The 22,389-nt window shown below is 58.3% G+C and carries 17 protein-coding genes; 12 read left to right on the top strand and 5 right to left on the bottom strand.

The window, feature by feature from the left end:
- Window positions 1-20: 20 nt before the first annotated feature.
- On the bottom strand, window positions 21-3,200 hold the full coding sequence (locus RA24_RS16790; RefSeq protein WP_039193093.1) for an efflux RND transporter permease subunit: 3,180 nt from the start codon (window positions 3,198-3,200) through the stop codon (window positions 21-23).
- On the bottom strand, window positions 3,197-5,398 hold the full coding sequence (locus RA24_RS16795; protein WP_039193095.1) for an efflux RND transporter periplasmic adaptor subunit: 2,202 nt from the start codon (window positions 5,396-5,398) through the stop codon (window positions 3,197-3,199). The genes RA24_RS16790 and RA24_RS16795 overlap by 4 nt, the downstream gene beginning before the upstream one ends.
- Window positions 5,399-6,240: 842 nt before the next feature.
- Between RA24_RS16795 and RA24_RS16805 the strand changes: the two genes are divergently transcribed.
- The 5 genes from RA24_RS16805 to RA24_RS16825 all read left to right on the top strand — a co-directional run bounded on the left by RA24_RS16805 (window position 6,241) and on the right by RA24_RS16825 (window position 11,242).
- The gene (locus RA24_RS16805) at window positions 6,241-6,564 is read left to right on the top strand and encodes a hypothetical protein (RefSeq protein WP_082020379.1); all 324 of its coding nucleotides are present in this window, start codon (window positions 6,241-6,243) and stop codon (window positions 6,562-6,564) included.
- Window positions 6,565-6,743: 179 nt separating this feature from the next.
- Window positions 6,744-8,576, top strand: a complete 1,833-nt coding sequence (locus tag RA24_RS16810; protein ID WP_039193100.1) for a copper resistance system multicopper oxidase — start codon at window positions 6,744-6,746, stop codon at window positions 8,574-8,576.
- A gap of 28 nt (window positions 8,577-8,604) precedes the next feature.
- Window positions 8,605-9,312 carry a copper resistance protein B gene (locus RA24_RS16815; RefSeq protein WP_052269618.1) on the top strand — a complete coding sequence of 236 codons (708 nt, stop codon included), beginning with the start codon at window positions 8,605-8,607 and terminating at the stop codon, window positions 9,310-9,312.
- Between the two features lie 104 nt (window positions 9,313-9,416).
- Window positions 9,417-9,911, top strand: a complete 495-nt coding sequence (locus tag RA24_RS16820; protein ID WP_039193101.1) for a cupredoxin domain-containing protein — start codon at window positions 9,417-9,419, stop codon at window positions 9,909-9,911.
- Between the two features lie 101 nt (window positions 9,912-10,012).
- On the top strand, window positions 10,013-11,242 hold the full coding sequence (locus tag RA24_RS16825; protein WP_039193103.1) for an ABC transporter transmembrane domain-containing protein: 1,230 nt from the start codon (window positions 10,013-10,015) through the stop codon (window positions 11,240-11,242).
- Between the two features lie 64 nt (window positions 11,243-11,306).
- Here the strand turns inward: RA24_RS16825 and RA24_RS16830 are convergent, their stop codons facing one another.
- The 3 genes from RA24_RS16830 to RA24_RS16840 form a co-directional block, all read right to left on the bottom strand.
- Window positions 11,307-11,690: a c-type cytochrome gene (locus RA24_RS16830; RefSeq protein WP_446720215.1), complete on the bottom strand. Its 384-nt coding sequence runs from the start codon at window positions 11,688-11,690 to the stop codon at window positions 11,307-11,309.
- Between the two features lie 199 nt (window positions 11,691-11,889).
- Window positions 11,890-13,269 carry an ATP-binding protein gene (locus RA24_RS16835; RefSeq protein ID WP_039193107.1) on the bottom strand — a complete coding sequence of 460 codons (1,380 nt, stop codon included), beginning with the start codon at window positions 13,267-13,269 and terminating at the stop codon, window positions 11,890-11,892.
- Window positions 13,266-13,991, bottom strand: coding sequence for a response regulator (locus tag RA24_RS16840; RefSeq protein WP_039193109.1), 726 nt, complete (start codon window positions 13,989-13,991; stop codon window positions 13,266-13,268). The genes RA24_RS16835 and RA24_RS16840 overlap by 4 nt, the downstream gene beginning before the upstream one ends.
- A 711-nt stretch (window positions 13,992-14,702) precedes the next feature.
- Between RA24_RS16840 and RA24_RS16845 the strand changes: the two genes are divergently transcribed.
- The 7 genes from RA24_RS16845 (at window position 14,703) to RA24_RS16870 (ending at window position 22,388) form a co-directional block, all read left to right on the top strand.
- On the top strand, window positions 14,703-15,302 hold the full coding sequence (locus tag RA24_RS16845) for a c-type cytochrome (protein WP_039193110.1): 600 nt from the start codon (window positions 14,703-14,705) through the stop codon (window positions 15,300-15,302).
- A gap of 9 nt (window positions 15,303-15,311) precedes the next feature.
- On the top strand, window positions 15,312-16,211 hold the full coding sequence (locus RA24_RS16850; protein WP_039193111.1) for a c-type cytochrome: 900 nt from the start codon (window positions 15,312-15,314) through the stop codon (window positions 16,209-16,211).
- On the top strand, window positions 16,192-16,779 hold the full coding sequence (locus RA24_RS22055) for a c-type cytochrome (RefSeq protein ID WP_342586310.1): 588 nt from the start codon (window positions 16,192-16,194) through the stop codon (window positions 16,777-16,779). Before RA24_RS16850 ends, RA24_RS22055 begins: the two co-directional genes overlap by 20 nt.
- A 1,312-nt stretch (window positions 16,780-18,091) precedes the next feature.
- Entirely contained in the window at window positions 18,092-18,961 is an 870-nt protein-coding gene (locus RA24_RS16855) for a HalD/BesD family halogenase (RefSeq protein WP_052269619.1), read from the top strand.
- Between the two features lie 27 nt (window positions 18,962-18,988).
- Window positions 18,989-20,536 carry an ABC transporter substrate-binding protein gene (locus RA24_RS16860; RefSeq protein WP_039193112.1) on the top strand — a complete coding sequence of 516 codons (1,548 nt, stop codon included), beginning with the start codon at window positions 18,989-18,991 and terminating at the stop codon, window positions 20,534-20,536.
- A 65-nt stretch (window positions 20,537-20,601) separates the two neighbouring features.
- Window positions 20,602-21,558, top strand: a complete 957-nt coding sequence (locus RA24_RS16865; RefSeq protein WP_039193113.1) for an ABC transporter permease — start codon at window positions 20,602-20,604, stop codon at window positions 21,556-21,558.
- Between the two features lie 2 nt (window positions 21,559-21,560).
- Window positions 21,561-22,388 carry an ABC transporter permease gene (locus RA24_RS16870; RefSeq protein ID WP_039193114.1) on the top strand — a complete coding sequence of 276 codons (828 nt, stop codon included), beginning with the start codon at window positions 21,561-21,563 and terminating at the stop codon, window positions 22,386-22,388.
- Window position 22,389 lies beyond the last annotated feature (1 nt).

Raw genomic sequence — 22,389 nt, forward strand, 5'->3', positions numbered from 1 at the left:
GGGTGATTTCACATTTCGGGCTATTCTGCCGGTACCGGTGATGTCTCTCGGCCGGGTTCCTGCAGCAGGGTTCGGTTGACCCGTGCAAGAGCCAACCGCTTCCAGATCACGAAGATGGAAGGAATGACGAAAAGGGTTAGCAGTGTGGCAGTCGCCATCCCGCCAACCATCGGGGCTGCGATACGCTGCATGATTTCCGAACCGGTGCCTTGGCCATACATGATCGGAATTAGGCCGGCGAAAATTGTCGCCACTGTCATAACCTTGGGGCGTACTCGTAGAAGTGCGCCTTCGAATACCACCTCTTCTACATCATCAGTTGTCAACTTGCGCTGTGCCTCAGCAGCGAGGATTTTCCGCTTTTCCCAGGCTAGATTGAGATACAGCAACATAACAATCGCGGTTTCTACCGCGACACCGGCAAGCGCAATGAACCCAACCAGAACGGCGACAGAGATGTCGAAGCTCAGGTACCACAGGAACCAGACTCCTCCTGCGAGGGCTACCGGCAACGCGGCAAGGATGATCCCAACCTCAATTACTCGATTGAAGGCTAGAAAGAGCATCAGTGTGATGATAAGCAGCGTTGCCGGCGCTACCAGCTTCAGCCGCTCCTGCATGCGCTCAATATACTCGTACTGACCGGACCATGTAATCGAGTAGCCAGGCGGCAATTCCACCTCATCGGCGACTAGTTGACGGGCTTCGGTTACGTAGCCTCCCAGATCCCGGCCCGCGATGTCGATGAAGACAAAACCAGTGCGGCGTGCGTTTTCAGACCGGATCATACCGGGGCCGTCCACCACTTTGATCTCTGCCAGGTTGCCAAGGGGGATATGCGCGCCGGACGGTGTGACCACCGGAAGGTCCCGCAGGCGTTCGGGGCTGTTCCGCCACTCCTGGGGGTAGCGAAGGTTTATTGGAAACCGCTCAAGGCCTTCCACGGATTCCGACACCTGCATCCCGCCGATTGCGGTCTGAACAACATCCTGCACTTCACGTACGCTCATCATATAGCGCGCAGCGGCATCTCGGTTGACGTCGATCTCCACAAACCGCCCTCCTACAGGCCGCTCTGCATAGGCTGATGCCGTGCCGTCGATACCTGCAACCACGCGTTCGATATCGACACCAATCTGCTCGATGACGCTCAGATCAGCGCCGGAGATTTTGACACCGACGGGTGTCTTGATCCCTGTGGCAAGCATATCGATGCGGTTCTTAATCGGCTGAATCCAGACATTGGTCACACCAGGAATTTGCACAGCGCGGTCAAGCTCGTCGCGTATGCCTTCCATCGTCATGCCCGCGCGCCATTCGGATTCAGGTTTCAGCTGAATCGTCGTCTCGATCATTGTGAGCGGGGCGGGATCCGTGGCGGTATCGGCGCGTCCAAGCTTGCCATGCACCGTCGCGACCTCAGGGACCGTAGCAATCAGCCGGTCGGATTGCTGCAGCACTTCGCGCGCCTTGCCGATGGAGACACCGGGGTACAGTGTCGGCATGTAAAGGAAATCGCCCTCGTTCAGCTCTGGCATGAACTCGGTCCCGATACGCTGCAGCGGCCACCACATCGAAGCGACCAGCACACCGGCGAGCAACGTCGTGGCCCACGGCCACGCGACAGCAGCATCCAGAAAGGGCCGGTAAATCCAGATCACGATACGGTTCAGAGGGTTCTTGTGCTCCGAAAGAATCCGGCCGCGCACAAAGTATCCCATCAGAACTGGCACCAGCGTGATGGAAAGGATCGCCGCCGCTGCCATTGCGTAGGTCTTTGTGAAGGCCAGCGGCTTGAAAAGCCGCCCTTCCTGGCTTTCCAGAACAAAGACCGGCAAAAAGCTCACGGTGATGATTGCCAGGGAAAAGAAAAGTGCCGGTCCCACTTCGGTTGCGCATTCGGTGACGAGGCGCCAGCGGTTTTGATTGGTCAGCTTTTCCTTCTCTAGCCTTCGGTGCATAGCTTCGATCATCACGATAGCCGCGTCCACCATCGCGCCGATGGCGATGGCAATCCCGCCCAAACTCATGATGTTGGCATTCACCCCCTGCAGCTTCATGATGATGAAGGCTGCAAAGATGCCGAGAGGCAGTGACAGAAGGATCACCAGGGACGAGCGGATGTGCAGCAGGAAGGCTGCACATACCAAAACGACAACGATAAATTCTTCGGTCAGCTTTGTTTCGAGATTCTCGATTGCACGCTCGATAACACCCGCGCGGTTGTAAGTTGTGACTAGCTCAACCCCTTCGGGCAGGTTTGCCCGCAACTCTTCGATACGCGCCTCAACAGCTTTGATTGTAGCCAGGGCGTTCCCGCCCCAGCGCAGGATAACGACACCGCCAACGGCATCGCCTTCGCCGTTAAACTCCCCGACGCCGCGTCGCATTTCCGGACCCAGGCGGATGTCTGCCACGTCGCCAACTGTCAGTGCTGCACCGCGTTCGTTGACCATGAGGGGTGCTTTGGCCAGGTCTGCCAGTTCATCAACATAGCCAGTAGAGCGGATCATGAATTCCGCTTCGCCCATTTCAATCACGGAACCACCGGTCTCGCGGTTGGCGTTTTGAATGGCACTGCGGATCTGCGGCAGGGTGACGTCAAAGGCGCGCAGTTTGTTCGGGTCCACAACGACCTGATACTGTTTGACCATGCCGCCGATGGTTGCGACCTCGGACACACCGTCGACGGTTTGCAGCTCATACTTCAGAAACCAGTCCTGGAGTGTCCGCAGTTGGGCCAGGTCGTGCCCGCCAGTCCGGTCAATAAGCGTATATTGGTAGATCCAGCCGACACCGGTTGCATCCGGCCCGAGCTGGGGCGAAACCCCTTCTGGAAGGTTCGCAGTAATCTGACCCAGATATTCGAGCACACGGGTGCGCGCCCAGTAAAGGTCAGTGCCGTCCTCAAAAACGACATAGACGTAGCTGTCGCCGAAAAAGGAAAAGCCTCTCACATCACTGGCTCCGGGCACAGCGAGCATGGCAGTGGCAATGGGGAAAGTGACCTGATCTTCAACGACCTGAGGGGCTTGCCCGGCATAAGGCGTGCGGACAATGACCTGAACATCCGACAAGTCGGGAATAGCATCTACGGGGGTTTCGCGGATCGCCCAGACACCAATCACGCCCATCATGACTGCAAGTGCAAGAACGACGAAGCGATTTGCAACAGACGCCCGGATAACAGAAGCGATCATTGCGTCACCTCAACCGGCTTTGTGCCTACCAGGGTCATTGAGAAGTCTGCGTTCTGGGTGAAAAGCAGAGTCACTTCTTGTCCGGACGGCAATCCAGCTAAGTCGAGGGCTGGATCAATCGAGAAGTCCATGGTCATACCTGGCATGCCAATCTGCGTCACTGGGCCATGCGTGATGTTCGCGGTTCGCGTTTCGGAGTCGACGCTATTGATTTTGCCCAGCACCTCCATCGGCGGTGAGGCGGTTTCCACCCCGGTGAGCACCATGGTCATGCCGTCTGGACGCGCAAATGTCAGAGCCAATTCATAGCCGACCGGAAGGCTGGTAATTTCCAGCTCTTCACTCACTGCAAAACTCATGGTCATGCCTGGCATGCCAATTTCCGTGATAGGGCCGTGGGTTATCGTGGCCATGCGGGATTCTGCGTCGACCTGGTCAATGGTTCCTGAAACGAGAACATCTGAAGCAGCCTTGGAGGTCTCTGGTTCACTCGCCTCTGGGGCAGAGCCGGCTGAGGGCGGGGCGCCTGCAGCCCGGACTGCGACAATGGTGAACATCCCGTCATCACTTTTTGAGAGATCGAACTCGACTGGCACATCCATGGGTACTTCGGCAGTGTCTAGACCTGCCACTGGCATATCCATTTGCATTGCAGGCCAGCCGAGTTCAGGAATGGGGTCATGTGAGAGCGACAGCTTTCCCTCTGCTGTGACGCTGCTCACAATACCGGTGCCTGTGGCAGCAACACCGTCGTCTGGACCAAGCTCAATGAGCCCTAGCAGGCCATCTGCTCCACGAGACAGCCGAAACGACACCTGCTGACCTTCAACCAAACGCGAAAGAGAAACATCAGCCCGGATCGGGAAACTAGACGTCATTTCTGGCCAGTCGAGGCTGTCTAGAGCACCGTGCCGGATCTTTGCCATACGGGACTCAAAATCCAGAGCAACCAACTCTCCTGATCCACGTGCAGGAGCTTCATCAGTCGGCGCCATGCGCATAAGTCCGGCGCTCAGCGCGCTTTCGCTGTCGATCAGGAATTGAGCGGAGGCTACAACCTCTTCTCCAGGCTCCAATCCCTGTGCAACTTCTGTACGCCCGCCGTCACCAAAATTGTCGCGTAGTCCCGCTGTAATGAGGCGGGGTTTGAAAGTGCCATCCCCGGTTTTCAGTATCACCCGTTCTGCAGTCCCGGTGCGAATGATAGCCTCGGTTGGGACAGTCAGCGCCATGCGGTTTTCTGAGGGGATCAGGCTGACCGTGCCGAACATGTTCGGGCGTAGCAGCATGTCGGAGTTGTCAAATTGCAAGCGAACGGGAAGCGTTCGGGTTACTGCGTCAAGTTCAGGGTAGATGTAGTCAACTGAACCTTTGAAAACCCGGCCAGGCAAATGCTCAAACCGCGCTTCGGCAAGCATATTGTCAGTCAGCTTTGCAATGTCGCGCTCAAACACATCGACTATCAGCCACACAGTTGAAAGTTCTGTCAGCGATGCAGCGCGTGTGCCGGGCTGCAGAAACATTCCGTCTGCAGCCTCAAGTGAAATCACAACACCGTCCTGCGGAGCCTCGACTTCAATGTTGCGCTCAGGAGTACGGCTGGCTTCTATACGCTCGATCTGCCTGTCAGACATGCCGTGACTGCGCAGCTTGTTACGGGCGGCATCAATGATCTGAGGGTTTCCTGCCTCGATGGCGCGAACCAGGTCGCCGGCTGACGAGCCGATCTGTGGCGAAAACATCTCAAACAAGACATCGCCCTTTTGAACGGGGTCTCCGACAGCGCGCACGTTCAGCTTTTCGATCCAACCGTCCACACGAGTGTGAACATGGCTTGTCCGGTGCTCGTCATAGCCAACAAAGCCAACGGTTTCGATCTTTCCGGACACCTCGGACATGCGTGAAATCGCGGTGCGGACGCCAATGGCGTTAATCTCTGCCGCAGATAGCTGCACTTCTGCAGGGTCCCCGGAAGGCTCTTGGCCTGCATATACAGGGACAAGGTCCATCCCCATTGGCGATTTACCCGGCCCTGGTTGCCGGAAGTTCGGATCCATCGGTGCAACCCAATACAAGATCTCGGCCTCGTTTGCCCCGGTCATTGATGACGGGTTGAGGAAAAGTCTTTCGAGAGAGATGCCTCCCGCAACCCCTGCAGCAAGCGCAAGAATACCGAGAGCAAAATAGCGTCCACGCATGGAATACCTCGTTCTGGCTTGCAGCATGCAAACCTTGTCTGATCAGAAACAGATGGCGCACTCGATTGAGCGCCAAGCGGATTCAATCAGATTGAACGGGGAGGACGATCATGCGGGAGTTCTGACCTGGAAATTACTCCAGTCGAGCTCGCTATCACGAGTTGAACAGTTACCAGGCGGCGCTCAACAGACAGAATTGGTGCTGCGTTGAATTCGTGAAAACAGCAAACGGCCACCGAACAAGTGGCGTGCCGTTCTTCATCAGGGATTTCGCAGGCGCCCTTTTGATGGTGCCTGTGCTGCACTCTTTTTGCCGCTTTGTGCAAAGTGCATGTCTCGTGCTGTACGTCAGAAACAGCGGTGACGGCATTTGCGGGAGGCGATGCATGAGCAGAAATTGTCGCAAGTGTATTCAGGAGAACCACAGCAACAAGGATGGTTGACGCAACGGCGCGTATCAACCGACCAAAGTCACTCCTGAACCCAGTAACTGCCATAGCGTGGCACATAATGGAAATTTTCTTCGGCGCAACCCCTCCCGGTGCGAAATAAAGGCCATCAGGCTCCCTGGTCCCTAGCTAGTGACACTGGAGTAGTGCCTTGGGCGCGTTGTCTGCCAAGCCTGGGCAACAGCTTCCCTGCGCATCGTTTGGGATCTCCTCAGCCTTTCTTTTCCTAGAAGCACTGATGATCGCTCTCTGCTCAGAAGGCCGCAAATGTGCTGAACGTTTTGTGGCGAACTGACGAATGCGCACCCGGTTTGCAAATGTATCAAAACGTATCCTTGAGTTGGAGACCCGCACTGGCTAGCTAGATAGAGCGAAAGCAAACGGAACTGTTTTATGCGCTCAAAAGCGGGAAAATTGTGGACATCATTGACGCTGGCGTTGTTGCTGGCGCTGTCCGCACTTTTCGCGCCCCTGACTGCAGAAATAGAAAATCGGGCTGAAGCTGTTACTGTTGCCCAGCATGAAACGGCAGACGGGCACAGCCATTCCAGCACCGGCCTATGCCACAAGGCTGCGGCCTGTGAAGTCCCGGTTGCACTTCAGGTTTGGCAACAGGTGTCCATCATCGGAAAAGCAGGAAAGCTGGCGGTCGTCCTGAATGATTTTGGCCTGGCTTCCGTGGCGCCCGAAGCCCACCTTCCACCTCCCAAAGTATGATCCCAAGCACTTGAACCCACTGCTTGCCATTCCCTCTGCTTGAGGACTTCAGCAGCGTGCAATTGCGCCGCTCTATGAGTGAACGCTGCATCGGTTGATCCCGGCGCGTAAAAAATTGCGCTTGCGGATGCTTGCAGGGGATGACCGGACCAACATCTCAACAGACCAAAGGACTGACGATGCCACCCATCGCACCTTGGCGCACGGCCATTGCCGGCGCCGCCCTTGCCCTGTCCGCGGCTGCCTCGGCCCAGGCCGGGACCTATGACATCACCGTGGACAAAATCCGCATCGACGCCGGAGACTTCCGCAAGTCCGGTGTCGGCTACAACAACAGCCAGACGCCGACCATCCTGCGCTTTAAGGAAGGCGAGGAGATCACCCTCAATGTGACCAACAACCTGCGCGAGGACACCTCGATTCACTGGCACGGGCTGATCCTGCCGTTTGACCAGGACGGGGTGCCGAAGATCAGCTTTGACGGTATCAAGCCGGGCGAAACCTTCACCTACAAGTTCCCGATCGTGCAGGCCGGTACTTACTGGTTCCACAGCCACTCCGGCTTTCAGGAGCCGGACGGGGCCTATGGTGCCATCGTCATCGAGCCAAAACGCGGTGAAACAGTGCGGGCGGACCGCGACTATGTGTTGCAGCTGACGGACACCCACCCGCACCGCGGCAAGCGGATCATGCGGAACCTCAAGATGTCGGCGGATTACTACAACCGCTCGCAGCGCACGCTGCAGGACTTGATCCAGGATTCCGGCAGCATGGGCCTGAAGGCGGCGTTGGAAGACCGCAAGATGTGGGGCCGGATGCGAATGATGCCGACTGACATCGAGGATGTTCAGGGCTTTACCCCGATGATCAACGGCCAGAGCACGGCGCAGAACTGGACCGGGCTGTTTAGGCCGGGCGAGAAAGTCCGGCTGCGGCTGATCAACTCCTCCGCGATGGCCTATTTCGATGTGCGGATACCGGGGCTGAAGATGACCGTGGTGCAGGCTGACGGCAATGACGTGAAGCCGGTCACCGTGGATGAGCTGCGGATTGCGGTGGCAGAGACCTATGACGTGATCGTTCAGCCCCGCGAAAGCCGCGCCTACAGCATTGTGGCGGAATCCATGGGCCGCACCGCGATGGTGCGCGGCACCCTGGCGCCGCGCGAGGGCCTGGCCGGGCCGGTCCCCGCGATGCGGCCCAAGCCGCGGCTGACGATGGCCGATATGGCCGGCATGATGGGCGGCATGGGCATGGAAGGCCATGTGATGCGCAGCGACACAGGCTCGTCCGACAGCGTGATGATGATGCCGGGCATGGATCACAGCCAGCATCAGATGCAGGCCGCCTCGGACAGCCAGTCCATGGCAGGAATGGACCACAGCCAGCACAATATGGCCGCGCCTGCCAAGGCAGAGCCGATGGCGGGTATGGACCACAGCCAGCACAGCATGGGAGGGGCCAAGGCGTCCAAAGACAGCGGCATGGCCGGGATGAACCATGGCGGGCATCAAATGGCGATGGCTGGCGAACAGGAAGGGTTCTATGCGGCGGGCAGCGGCCTTACCCCAAGCGCGGCAAACGGCGGCAAGTTCCTGTCCTACGATGACCTCAGCGCCCGCCGGCCACTCTATAGAGACCGTCCTGCGACACGGGAAATCGAGCTGCGCCTCACCGGCAACATGGAGCGCTACATCTGGTCGATCAACGGCAAGAAACTGTCGGAGGCCGAACCGCTGCGGCTGAAATACGGCGAGCGGGTGCGGTTCAAATTCGTCAACGAAACCATGATGGCCCACCCGATGCACCTGCATGGCATGTGGACGATCGTGGACACCGGCAAAGGCCGCAGGGATCCGATCAAGCACACCGTCAGCGTCGCGCCGGGCACCACCGTCTACACCGAAACCGAAGTCGATGTGACCGGCCAGTGGGCCTTCCACTGCCATCTCTCCTACCACGCCGACGCGGGCATGTTCCGCAAAGTGATCGTGGAAGGCGGCCCGGCTTAACCCTGCAAGATCAGAAAGAGACGTAAACATGAGCAAGACACGCAACGCGGCGTTTGCCGCGGCCAGCGCGGTGGCACTTTGGTCCGCCCCTGCCGGAGCAGAGCAGCTGATCTACGGCTTTCAGGCTGAGCAGCTAGAGTACCGGCAGAACGACGGCGCGGACGCGTTCGTCTGGGATTTCGACACCCTGATCGGCACCGATGAGTTGAAACTTGTCTGGCGCAGCGAAGGCGAGCGGGTTCAGGGATCGGGCGAGTTCGAAGCTCTGGAAAACCAGCTGCGGCTTCAGTTCCCGGTTTCCACCTTCTTTGATGCGGTGGTCGGGGTGCAAGCCAGCACGCCGGACGGGCTGCCGGACCGCTATAACGCGGTGCTGGGCCTGAAAGGGCTGGCGCCGCAATGGTTCGAGATCGATGCCGATCTCTACCTGTCGGACCATTCGTTCTTCCGCTTTGAGGGCGAGTATGAGGCGCTGCTGACCAACCGTCTGGTCCTGGTCCCGAGCCTGGAGCTGACGCTGCCGCTGCAGGACGACCTGGCCTACGATCAGGCCGCTGGCGGCGCCACGGTCGAGGCCGGGCTGCGGCTCAGCTATGACCTGATCGACCGGGCGGTCTCTCCCTATGTCGGCATCAACTACGAGGAATCCTTTGGCGGCACAGCGGATCTGCTGCGCGTCAATGGTGAAGAGAACGGCGTGTTCTCCGTCGTCTTCGGGACCCGCCTGATGTTCTGAAGCCCCTGCGCCCGGCCGGGGCAGTCCGGCCGGACGCACTCCCTTCCCGCCGTGAACCTGGCGGCGGAAGGGCAATTCCCCCTCATAAAATCAAGGAGATACCAATGAAGAAGCTTTTCCTTTCAGCGGCGCTGGCCGTCCTGGCCGGCACGCCTGTTCTGGCTGGTGTATCGGGCCACGGCGACGGCCATGGCGCCCATAGCAGCCACGGTGAACAGATGGCCGCGGGCGTGCCAGGCAAGCTCAGCGAGGTCAGCCGCACCGTGAAGGTGGCGATGGAGGAAACCGATGATGGCGATATGATCTTCACCCCCTCGGCCATGGAGTTCAAACAGGGGGAAACCATCCGCATTATGGTGGTGAATGAGGGCGAGCTGGATCACGAGTTCGTCCTGGACACGCCGGAGCGCAATGCCATGCACAAGCAGGCTATGGCCGGAGGGATGGAGCAACACAACACGCCGAACGCTGTCACCCTGGCACCCGGCAAACGCGGCGAAGTTATTTGGAACTTCAGCAATGGCGGCACATTCGAATTCGCCTGCCTGATCCCGGGGCACTATGAATCCGGCATGTACGGCCAGGTTACGGTTCAATGATTTGCTGAGTGCCGCTGCCTCGCCCCTCAGGCAGCAGCACCGCAGCGCGGCAGCTCCAATGGGGCTGCCGCATTTCCCTCTATCTCAGCAGACTTATTTCGATGCCGCCCGAGCACAGGTTCCCGCACTACCATTCTTTCGCCCATGAGGCCGCGAATTGGCTGGGCTTCAGCTACGATGAAGCCTCTCCGGAATGGGTGCATCCGGCGATGCATCTGGTATTGCTGCTGGCCCCGGCTCTGCTGGCAATCTCTGCGGCTACGCTGCTTGGCCGGGCGCTCCATCTGCGGCTTGCGCGTTCCTCCGCTAGCCTGGTGCCCCCTACGACCGTGTCCATCGCTGGTCTAGACCGGAACCTAATTACCCACATTGCCCGGACCACGCGCCGGCAGCAGTTTTTCCTTCTGCTTCTGAGCCTGTCCTTATTGCCTGTGTTGTATCTATCGCTGGAACTGCCCAAGCAGATCGTGAACAACGTCCTGAGCAAATCGCACGCACCGCTGAGCCTGTTGGGATATGATCTGACTGCTACACAGCATCTGGCAGTTCTGAGCGGTGTTTTTCTGCTGGCAATCACGCTGAACGGTGTCGGGAAGTACCTGCTGAATGTGCTGAAAGGGCGGCTTGCCGAACGCTGTCTCAGACGTCTCCGGCTGCTCATCTATTGTCGTTGGCGCAAACAAGCCGGCCGCCCGCGAAAAAGCGAGCTTTCGCAAATTTTAGGGCAGGAAGCAGAGCCGATTGGCGGCTTTGCAGCGGATCTGGTTGCGCTTCCAGTGACCCAGGGCGGAACGTTGCTTACGATCCTGCTGTTCATGTTCATTCAGGATCCGATCCTGGGTGCTGCAGCGCTGACTATTCTGCCGCTGCAACTGTTTCTGCTGCCCTATCTGCAGCGGATCGTGAACCGGCTGAGCCGGGAACGTATTCAGGAGATGCGGAGACTTACCCGCGGTCTAACGGAACAGCTGAACCCGGCGCAGGACCGCCCCAGAGATGTGCTGCATACAATGGCCTCGTTGCGGCAGTTGGAAGCGATCCGCAGGCGGATCCACCGGGTGAAGTTCTTTGCCAAGGCGTTGAACAATTTTCTGACCGCGCTGACGCCGTTCCTCTTCTATTCGCTAGGCGGGTACTTTGTGCTTGAGGAACGCATCACTCTGGGCGCTCTGATCGCGGTACTGGCGGCGCATAAGGATTTCTCGGCTCCGCTGAAAGAGCTGTTCCGCTTTTACCAGCAGCTCGAAGACACACGGATACGCTACAAGGAGATTCTAGGGTTTCTGTTGGAACAGCAGCAAGCGGATTTAAAGTCGGCAGTGAAAAGCTGACGTCCAGCAGCGCTGCTGCCTGGCCTTCTGGCGGAAAAAGCTATGCAGACAAGTCTGTCCGATCTCAGTGGATCCCGTTTGCGCGCTGCAGCTCGCGCACGTAGCGTGTCACCAGGTTGACTTCGCCATCAGTCACCCCGGGCACTGGCGGCATGTTTCCGAACCGCCAGTGATGTGCTCGTACGCCGTTTTTGGCAGCCAGCAGGAATGCGGTATCGGAGTGGTGGCTTGGCTCATAGATCTTGTGAACCAGCGGTGGGGCAACCCCTTCGTGACCAGCGGCGTTTTCGCCATGGCAGGATGCGCATTTGGCTTCAAAGATGCGTTTTCCGATCTGAGCGTTTTCAGAAAGGGTCTTGGGCAACTTCACCTCAACAATAGCCACGCCCTCCAATATGGCTTCCGCTGCTTCCGGGTTCTGCTCTGTTGGTCGGGAAACGCCCCACATGGCAAATCCGCCGATGGCAATCAGCGCTGTTGCAAGCAAAAGGCCCGTTCTGTTCATGTCTTCCCCATCCAATTGTCAAAGCCGCCACCGTTGCGGGAGCTGTCCTAGCGGCCAATAGATTTGCGGCCTTCCAGCGCAGGAAGGTCAACGCCTGTACGGCCGGTGATTTGTATCGGTATGTATCCGAATATAGCCGGTCTCACTGTCCAAGCGGCAGCTTCAGCACGGCGCAGAGACCGCCCTCCGTCTGGTTGCGCAATGTGAGGCTGCCGCCATGCGCGCGCAGGATGGTGCGGGCAATCGACAGCCCCAGCCCGTGCCCGCCCGTTTCAAGCGAGCGAGAGTCTTCCAATCGCGTGAAGGGATCGAATACACGCTCCAAGTCAGTTTCCGGAATACCCGGTCCTGGGTCCGACACAGTGATTACGGCGCCACCGTCCTGTAATCGATATTCAACCTGCGCCGCGCCGCCATACCTCAGCGCGTTTTCAATCACATTGCGCAGAGCCCTGCGCATGGCGTTCTGCCGCAGGCAGATCTGGACGGGATCCCCAGGCAGCAGTTCAAAACCGTTCAGCATGTCGTTTCGTAAAGCCTGGAGAAAACTGCCCAGCTCGCAGTCTTCAGGCTTTTCTGCGTCCGCCAAACCACGGGCAAAGGAGAGTGTTGTTTCGACCATGCTCTGCATCTCCCCGATAAGGGATATCATGCTACTGCGGGTTTCACCGTCTTCCACAAACTCTGCCCGCACCCGCATTGCTGTCAGCGGCGAGCGCAGGTCGTGGCCTAAGGCGGCCAGCATCCGGGTGCGCTCGGCTACGAGGCTGGTTATTCGATGCTGCATCCTGTTGAACGCACAGATGAGTTCTTGTACCTCCAGAGGCCCGTCTGCGGGAAGCGGTTCAGTAGCTTCCTCACCCCCCAGGTTTTCAGCCGCTGAGGAAAGCATGCGCAGCGGAGCCGTGACACGGGTCAGCACAAACAGAAAAATTGCAGCCAGGATGAAGCCTGCGCTGAGGGCAAAGGTGATCGTCGGCTGTAAGGACCATTGCAGCGGTGGCCGCTCGAACAATGTCTCTGCGTTCAGCCATTGGCCATCGCTCAGCGCAATTGACAGGTTCAATTCAATTGCCAGCATCTGGCCGCGCATCATTTCCCGATGGATCTCAGCCATCTCTGGTTCCAGATAGGGAAGTGGCAGTCCAGCACTATCAGTCTCGTGCAGTTCAGCCCGGATCTCCCGGTTGGTGTCTCCACCCAGAAGTGCGCGAACCCGTGCCTCGGCAGCACCATCAGTGTCATGTGAAGTGTGCGTTACGGCCGGGCTGCCGCTAAGTTCGAAACGCACCAGGGGAGAATTGGCAGCCCGGACAATCGAGGGATGGAGGGACGGGGGAGCTTCTTCAATCAGCCTCGCGACATTGGCTGCCCTGCCGGCTGCCTCGGTGCTCATCGCAGCCCGGATCGCTAGGCTGCGTTCCCCAGACAAGAAAAACAGGCTTACGCCTTGTGCGGCGGCCAGCGCCAGCACGACCAAAAGCACTAACTGCGACCGCAATCTGCGCGGAACAAAACTCATTGATCCAAAACCTCAATATCCACGGACAGGCAGTATCCGCCATTGCGAACCGTGGTAATCAGGCGCGGGCGCAAGGGATCACTCTCTATCTTGCGGCGGAGGCGGCTGATCTGGTTGTCAATTGTCCGATCCATTGGCGCCGCTGCCCGGCCAGCGGTCAGATCCATCAACTGATCGCGGCTCAGTACCAGGCGGTTACGCTCTAGCAGCGCGACTAACAGCTTGAATTCGGAGCCGGTCAAAGCCGTCTCTTGTCCTGCGCTGTCGAGGATCACCCGCCTGTCGCTATCCAAGACCCATTGCCCGAATTTCACACGTTTTCCTGCTAATCGGCCTGCGGGTGGTTCTTCCTTTGCTGTACGGCGCAGGATTGCCCGGATGCGAGCCAGCAGCTCGCGCGGGTTAAAGGGTTTGGCCAAGTAATCGTCTGCACCGGTCTCCAGCCCGGTGATCCGATCGTGCTCCTCGCCCAAGGCGGTCAACAGCAGCACAGGCAATTGCCCTTCTTGAGACAAGCGTTTGCAAACAGACAGCCCGTCCTCACCTGGCATCATCACATCCAGAACAACCAGATCGAAGCTTCCGGAAGTGAGCATCGCATCCATTTCTTCGGCGTCTTTGGCGGCGGAGGACCGCATGCCGTTTTTCTCCAGGTAACGTGTGACCGCAGACCGGATTTCACGGTGATCGTCGACCACCAGAATATGGGGGGTGTTGCTCATACTTGATTGAAATATACGAACACTGCGGCAAGGTTCGAGAGAGATTTGTCGCGAAGTGTATCAGAGGCAGCTTCGCTTGCTTCTCTGCTTGCGCAGTAATGAAAACACTCAGCAGCGAGCGAGCAGTGTGAGGTTATCTACCTTACAGAAGGCTTTCCTGCTTATCTTCGAGTGCATAAATTTAAGCTCCCACATGAACGAGCCGCGTGGTTCAGCAGAGTGAACTGCAACGGTCGGCCGCTTGACCTGGATCGGTAGGAAAGGCATCGTTGTCTGTGTCCGTGAACTTAGCCACGAAAACAGGATAAACTGAGCAGTGCGCCACTTTGGCAGACTAAAAACCGGGTATTTGCTGCTGGCTGCGGGTCTGCTCGTCGCAGTTATCTTCCTGTCTGCAAGTCAGGCAGATGCACACGGGGCTGGCGGCGGAGCGCATATCGCTGTCACTGCTCAGGACACTGATCAAGAACAGGCGGGCAGTAGCCATACTGAACACTGTCATGGCAGTTTGCTCTGTGGTGGCTTTGCTGTTCTCATAGGCAATTGCCTTTCAACGAGGCCGAGCAAGCAAATCTCTCGTGATGATATGCCGATAGCCCTGTTGAGGCCGTTTACGATCACTGGCTTTGATCCGCCGCCTCCCCGTTACCTTTCCTGAGCACTGATCCTGCGCCTTCAAAGCGCAATCTCAAACTATTTCAGGAAAACAAGATGACACTTTCCAAACTGGTTTCCGGCGCCGCATTGGCGTCGCTCATTGCTGTCGCTGCTCATGCCCATAGCGGTGCAACAGGCATCGTAAAGGAACGGATGGATGGCATGGGAGTTATGAAAGACAGCATGAAAGTGCTGGCTCCGATGATGCAGGGAAAAACGGCCTATAATGCAGCGGCAGTCCGCCGGGAAGCCAAAAAAATTGGAGCCCATGCGGGTGAAGTCCTGACGGCGCTCTTTCCGGAGGGTTCAAATGGGCATCCATCTGAAGCCAAGGCTGAGATATGGGCCGATTGGGAAGGTTTTGTCGATCTCGCAGAAAAATTGCAGACCTATTCTGATGGTCTGGCCTCGGCGGCGCAGAACGGGTTGATGATGTCAGAAGCCCAAGGGACGGGCATGATGTCCAACAGCACAATGATGGGATCATCTCATATGGGTTCAGGAAGCATGATGGGCGGCAGCATGATGGGGGGCGGCGCAATGATGGGCGGCAGTTCAAGTGCTGAGGCCCTGTCTCAGATGCCTGCTGACGGTGTGTTCCTAATGCTGAGCCAAACCTGTTCAGCGTGCCATACTCGTTTCCGCGAAGAGTGAATTCGGATTATGAAACGCATGTTTCGTTTTGTCCTTGCCGCGGCAGTTACTGCGTCGGCAGGGCTCGCCGCAGTGGTCGCTTGGCCTATCGGTGTGCCGCTGAGCGAGCTTAACCTCAAGGGAGATGTGAACCGCGGAGCTTATCTGGCCAGAGCGTCTGGTTGTATCGCTTGCCACACCGACTTTTCTAACGGCGGAGCACCTTTGGCGGGTGGAGTAAAGCTAGAAACCCCATTCGGTACTCTGTACTCGCCCAACCTCACATCGGACAGCGAACATGGAATAGGCAATTGGACGGTTGAAGAGTTTGCTCAGGCTGTCCGCCAGGGTGTTTCCCCTGACGGTCAGCCCTATTATCCGGCTTTCACCTACCCGTTTTATAGCAACTTCACGGATCAGGATATTGCTGATCTCTGGGCCGCCTTTCAGACAGTTCCGGCTGTGGCCCAGCCGTCCAGGCAGCAAGAGATGGCATTTCCGTTCAACCAGCGATGGGGGCTGAAGCTCTGGCGCGCTGCGTTTCTTGAACCTCCAAGAACGGAACCTGTCCCTGGGAGCGGTGATGTTTGGAACCGCGGGCGGCTTCTGGTTGAGGGAGCCGCGCATTGTGCGGCGTGCCACACCGGGCGCAATTTGGCCGGAGCCCGGAAAACAGACACAGAGCACTTCAAGGGTAGTGATGCCCTGCCTGGCGGCGGGAAAGCTCCGGCCATCGACTACTTGTCGCTTCAGAAACGCGGCTGGACCGTCGACAGCCTGGCTTACGCACTGCGTACTGGCGTGATGCCGGATGGCGACGCATTTGGCGGAACGATGGGGGAGGTTGTTCTCTATGGAACTGCTTTTCTGACCGAGAACGACCGTAAGGCAATGGCGACCTATCTTCTGGATGATCATTCCGGTGGTTGAAGATTTCGCAGAAAAGCAAGCCCGGCACAGAAAGGAACAATGGCATGAACCTCAATTGTCGTCAGGCCGCAGGTATGAAGACTTGGTTGGACGTTACATGAGAACAATTTCCGCCATAAAGAAGACCGCCTTAGCTGGAGCTTTTGCTTCCTTGGTTGGGGTTGGTTCAACTCAAGCGCAGGTGCAACCGGCCAACGCTGACCTTTCAAGAGGTGAAGAGCTTTATGGCGAACACTGCGCCAGTTGCCACGGCGTGAATCTTGAAGGGCAGGAGGATTGGCAGTCACCTGATGGAGATGGCGTGCTTCGCGCGCCACCGCATGACCGTACAGGTCATACTTGGCACCACGATGATGCCTTGCTGTTCAGCTATACCAAATTTGGGGGGAAAGCCGCACTCTTGAGCATGGGTGTAACGGGAGTCATCAGTGGAATGCCGGGATTCGAGGACACGCTATCCGATCAAGATGTTTGGGACGTTCTAGCTTTCATAAAGTCAACTTGGCCGGAACGCCTACAGGAGGCCCAAAAGCAACGCACGCTAATGGCACAACCCCAAGGAAACTAATGTGAGACTGGTTTTCATGTGTTTACTGACATCCGTTGTTTCACTGTAGGCAAACTGCGTCGCGGTGCCATCATGAAGCAAGATGGCAGTTCAAGGCCGCCTGTGTCGGCCAGAACCAATTGGCTTTGATTGACAGCGGGGCGTCGGTTCCGGCGGTTTAACCCAATTTAGTCATCGCTTGCCTAGCAGCACTTCACAAGCGAAGCCCCTAGCCGGCTTAGGCGCGCTCCTGCCGTCCGCCGCATGTGGCACCAATGTCGGCTTCCTGTGCAAGCTGATGTACTTCGTAACCGATGCTGCAGCGGCAGCGAATGTCCGCTCGGTCCCGCTCACTGCTAGTTCAATCCCGACCAGGTGAAGAGCCGCTGTCTCGGAGATCAGCCGTTCACACCTAGCGCGCCGAACTTGCGATATGAGCCCTTTGTGATCATTGATTTGCTCAAAAAATGCTGCGGGTGCAGTCGGCCGCTCGCAGCCCAAATTTGCCATTCAGATCATTGGTACGTCGCCAGAGCAGTTCAAGCAGGTCGGGCGGAGAAAGCAGCCGTTCGCTGCGTTTGCGAGAGCGAAACCAATTGACAGTGAAGGCGGACCTTCACTGTCCACAGGGCAATATCTTTCAAACTAAAAGCAGCACAGGGTGAACAAAACGTAGATAGTACCTTTGCAAAATTGTGATCTGCGAATGGTTGAGTTGGCGAGAGTGCCTATTTAGCGACATTCATCTCTATCCTTTCACCCAAGGTACATTCTGCAAAGCAGCTGTTCAAAAGTAGCGCGGCTTTTGGAGCGACTCAGGTGAAGTGAATCTGCCCCTTGCCAGCCCTACTGGACAGAACGATGGTAGAGATAGTCTCTCGGGTATGACAGCGATCCCACTGAAGCCTGTCATAGCTGTTTCAACTGGTTCCGGCATGGATTTGACAGGTGAGGGTTACTGTGAACAGACGGGAGCCGCGAAGCATCGCTTGGCTAATTGATCGATGAACCACGCGAAGGTGTTGAAGAAAAAAAGGTTCTAAGCCGTTGGATAAATCGACCTGACGAAACACTCAGGACGTTGGCGGCTACGCAAGCAGCATGACTGCTTGGGTATATTGGTTTGCCTGTTTGTACCGCTGTGTGAATGAATTTCAGGATAATGGTATTATTATTAAATTGAAATAACACAACACTCTGCAAATACTGCTCCCTGCGTTCGACAGCCACCTAGATAGGCGAAACTGTCGTTTCCTTTCAAATACTTACCAAACGATTCCCGGGTATTGGAGCGCGCCTCCCGTGGCTGGGGCATAGCAGGGAGAGAGGGAAAATGTCCGAAACAGAGGCTCAAGCTGCACACGCGTTTTTTTCGACTGCAGAGCTGTTTGACGTGGAAACCTACCCGCTTGATCAGCCTGGCAGCGCTGGCTACAACGCTATGCTGGAGGCCGCGGCAGAGGGGTTGAACAACGTCAATTGCGCCCAGCTGGCGGACTTTGTGCGGCCTGAAGTCCTTTCTGCAATGCAGGCGGAGGCCGAAGGGCTGGCGCCGGAGGCGGTTTACCACGAAGCCAGCCTGAACCCCTATTTCTCTCAGCCACCCGAGGGCATGCCCGAGGATCATCCGCTGAACCGGTTTTCGCCGCGCCGCCACGGCATGGTGCGCGGCGACAAATTTGCCCGCGGCGGGGTGATTTGGTCGGTGTTCCAGAATCCGGACCTGTGCCGGTTCGTGGCTGAGGCGCTGGGGTACGAGAAGCTCTACACCTACCGCGATCCCTATGCCTGCACCAATGTGAACGTGCAGCCGGAAGGCTGCGAGTTTGCCTGGCATTTCGACAACAACGACTTCACCGTCTCGTTCGGCCTAAAGCAGACCGAAGACGGAGGCGCGTTTGAATATGTGCCGAACCTGCGCAGCCGTGAGGATGAGAATTACGGCGAAGTGCAGAAGGTGCTGGACGGGGACCGCAGTAACCTGCGCAGCCTGAAACTGCGCCCCGGCGATCTGCAGCTGTTCCGCGGCGGCTACACACTGCACCGGGTCACGGCGCCCAAGGGCGGCGAGCGGCAGAGCCTGCTGCTGAGCTACGTGACCGACCCGGACGACATCGCAACATCAGACAAAGCTATCCGGATCTGGGGCGAGGCCCATCCGGACCACTACGCGCGGGACCGCCAGCTGGCGGAAATGAACTAACGCACTTTGCAGGGGAGGAGACCCAAAATGACGAAATTCGGATCCAGCCTTCAGATCGGCCGACGCGGCTTTCTGGCGGGCTCGGTTGCGCTGGCAGGCCTGAGCCAGATGCCGCGGGCGGCGCAGGCGCAGCCGCAAAGGGGTGGCACATTCCGCCTGTCGGTAAACCAGGGCGGCACCAGCGACACGCTGAACCCGGCCGAGGCCAGCGGCTCGCAGCAGATCATGGTCGGCTGGGCGTTGCGCAATAACCTGACCGAGATCGGTTCGGACAACAAGCTGAAGCCGGAGCTGGCAATCAGCTGGTCGTCGGACGATGCCCAGACCTGGGTGTTCAAGCTGCGCCAGGGCGTGACCTTCCACAACGGCAAATCGCTGGCTCCGGAAGATGTCATTGCCTCGCTGAACCTGCACCGCGGCGAAGAGTCGACCTCGGGTGCGAAATCGCTGCTGGCGGGTGTTGAGAACATCACTGCAGACGGCAGCGACACCGTGGTTTTCAGCCTGTCGGCGCCGAATGCGGATTTCCCGTTCATCCTGTCGGACTATCACTTCCAGATCATGCCGGTCAGTGCCGATGGCGCGCTGGACATGTCGGGCACCGGCACCGGCGGTTATGTGCTGGACAGCTGGAAGCCAGGTGTCAAAACCGTGCTAAAGCGCAACCCGGACTACTGGAAAGAGGGCGCGGCCAACTTTGACACTGTCGAAGTGCTGCTGATCTCCGACAGCGGTGCGGCCACCACCGCGCTGGTCACCGGCGAGATAGACGCAGTCCAGTCCGCCGAATACAAGACGCTGGGCCTGTTGGGCCGCGACAAGAACGTCGAGATCGAGTCGATCTCGGGCGGCTTCCACCCGACCTTTGCCATGCAAAGCACGCAGGCGCCGTTCCAGGACAACAACGTGCGCCTGGCTCTGAAATACGGCGTTGACCGTGAAGCGCTGGTCAAGCAGGTGCTGCGCGGCCATGGCACAGTGGCTAACGACCACCCGGTTGCGCCGTCGATGCCGTTCCACGACGCGTCGATCGAACAGCGCGCCTATGACCCGGACAAGGCGAAATTCCACCTGAAGGAAGCCGGGCTGGACAGCCTGAGCGTAGCGCTCAGCGTGTCGGACTCGCTGTTTGCCGGCGCGGTGGACGCGGTGACGCTCTACCGCGAGCACGCGGCGCCTGCCGGGCTGGACGTGCAGGTCGTGCGCGAGCCAGGTGACGGTTACTGGTCGGATGTGTGGATGAAGAAACCCTTCTTCACCAGCTCCTGGGGCGCACGCCCGGTGCCGGACATGATCTTTGCCACCGCCTATACCGGCGACTGGAACGAAAGCCAGTTCAGCAACGAGACGTTCTCGCAGCTGATGCTGGCGGCCCGGTCCGAGCTGGACGAAGGCAAGCGGGCGCAGATGTACAGCGACATGCAGGTGCTTCTGCGCGATGAAGGCGGCTCGGTGATCCCGTTCTTCCGCAACTTCGTCTATGCCCGCCGCGCCGATGTGGCGCATGGCGAAGACGTGGCCTCGAACTGGGCGCTGGACGGCTACAAGGCCATCGAGCGCTGGTGGAAAGCCTAAAACCGGAAACGGCTGGCGGGGCAGGCGCCCCGCCAGTTTCCTGAACTCTGCTTCAGAGACATCAAATGCACTATCTACTCAGGCTTTTCGTCCAGCGGCTGGCGCTTGGCCTTTTGACGCTTTTCGTCGTGTCGCTTGTGATATTCCTGTCGATCGAGCTCTTGCCCGGCGACGTGGCCCAGCAGGTGCTGGGGCAGTCCGCAACGCCGGAGAACCTGGCCGCCTTCCGCCGCGAGCTGGGATTGGATCAGCCTGCACATACCCGTTATCTGAGCTGGCTTGGCGGGTTTTTGCAGGGGGATCTGGGCAATTCGCTGATCTCGGGCATTCCGATCAAGGACCTAATCAGCGAGCGGATGTACAACACCTTCTTCCTGGCAGGTTTTGCTGCCGTGATCTCGGTGCCGCTGGCGGTGCTTCTGGGGGTGATTGCTGCGCTGTACCGCGAGACCTTTCTAGACAAGTCGATCAACGTGGCAACGCTGACGGCAATCTCGGTGCCCGAGTTTTTTGTCGGCTATATCCTGGTCTGGCTGTTTGCGGTTGAGTTGGGGATGTTCCCGTCGATTGCCAACCTGTCCGAGGATGCCAGCCTAGGCGACCGGATCTACCGCACCTTCCTGCCGGCGCTGACGCTGACGCTGATTGTCACCGCCCATATGATGCGGATGACGCGGGCGTCGCTGATCAACCTCCTGGCACTGCCCTTTATCGAAATGGCGCAGCTGAAAGGGGCAAGCCAGCGGCGGCTGATCGTTATTCATGCGCTGCCCAACGCGATTGCGCCGATTGTCACCGTGATTGCCATCAACCTGGCCTATCTGATCGTCGGCGTGGTGATCGTTGAAGTGGTCTTTGTTTATCCGGGCATGGGGCAGCTCTTGGTCGATAGCGTGGCCAAGCGGGACTTTACCGTCGTGCAGACCGCCTGCCTGCTGTTTGCAGCCACATATATCCTCTTCAATCTGGCGTCCGATCTGATCTCGATCGCGTCCAACCCGCGCCTGCTGCACAGGAAATAACCATGAACGCGATACTTCATGAGCTGCGCAAGGCGCCGCTGACCGCAAAATTCGGCATCGCGGTCGTGTTGTTCTACATCTTCGTGGCGGTGTTCGCGCCGCTGCTGGCGCCCTTTGGCGAAAGCGAAGTGGTGGGCTATGAATACGAGCCCTGGTCTGCGGCGAACTGGTTGGGCACCGACAGCCTGGGCCGGGACATGGCAACGCGGATGATCTATGGCGCCCGCAACACCATCGGCATCGCGCTGGTGACCACGATGATCGCCTTTGCCGTCGGCAGTGCAGCGGGTTTTTTTGCCGCAGTGCTGCAAGGCTGGGTCGATCAGGTGCTGTCGCGGGCGGTGGATGTGGTGATCTCGATCCCGACGCTGATCTTTGCGCTGCTGCTGCTGACCATATTTGGCGCCTCAGTGACCAGCCTGATCGGGGTGATCGCGCTGATATACGCCACCTTTGTTTACCGGATTGCCCGCGCTGTCGCGATGGGGGTCGTGGTGATGGACTACGTCGAGGCGGCGCAGGTCCGGGGTGAGGGCCTGTGGTGGATCATGCGCAAGGAGATCCTGCCCAATGCGGCGCCGCCGCTGGTGGCGGAGTTCGGGCTGCGGTTCTGCTTTGTGTTCCTGACCATCTCGGGCCTGTCCTTCCTGGGGCTGGGCATTCAGCCGCCGGCCGCGGACTGGGGCTCAATGGTGCGCGAGAACGCCTCGCTGATCACATTCGGCGATCTGACGCCGCTGATCCCGGCGGCCGCCATCGGCCTGCTGACGGTTGCCGTGAACTTTATCGTCGACTGGATGCTGCACAAGGCCAGCGGCCTGAAAACCTGAG

The organism is Leisingera sp. ANG-M6 (assembly GCF_000813905.1).
Taxonomy (GTDB): Bacteria; Pseudomonadota; Alphaproteobacteria; order Rhodobacterales; family Rhodobacteraceae; genus Leisingera.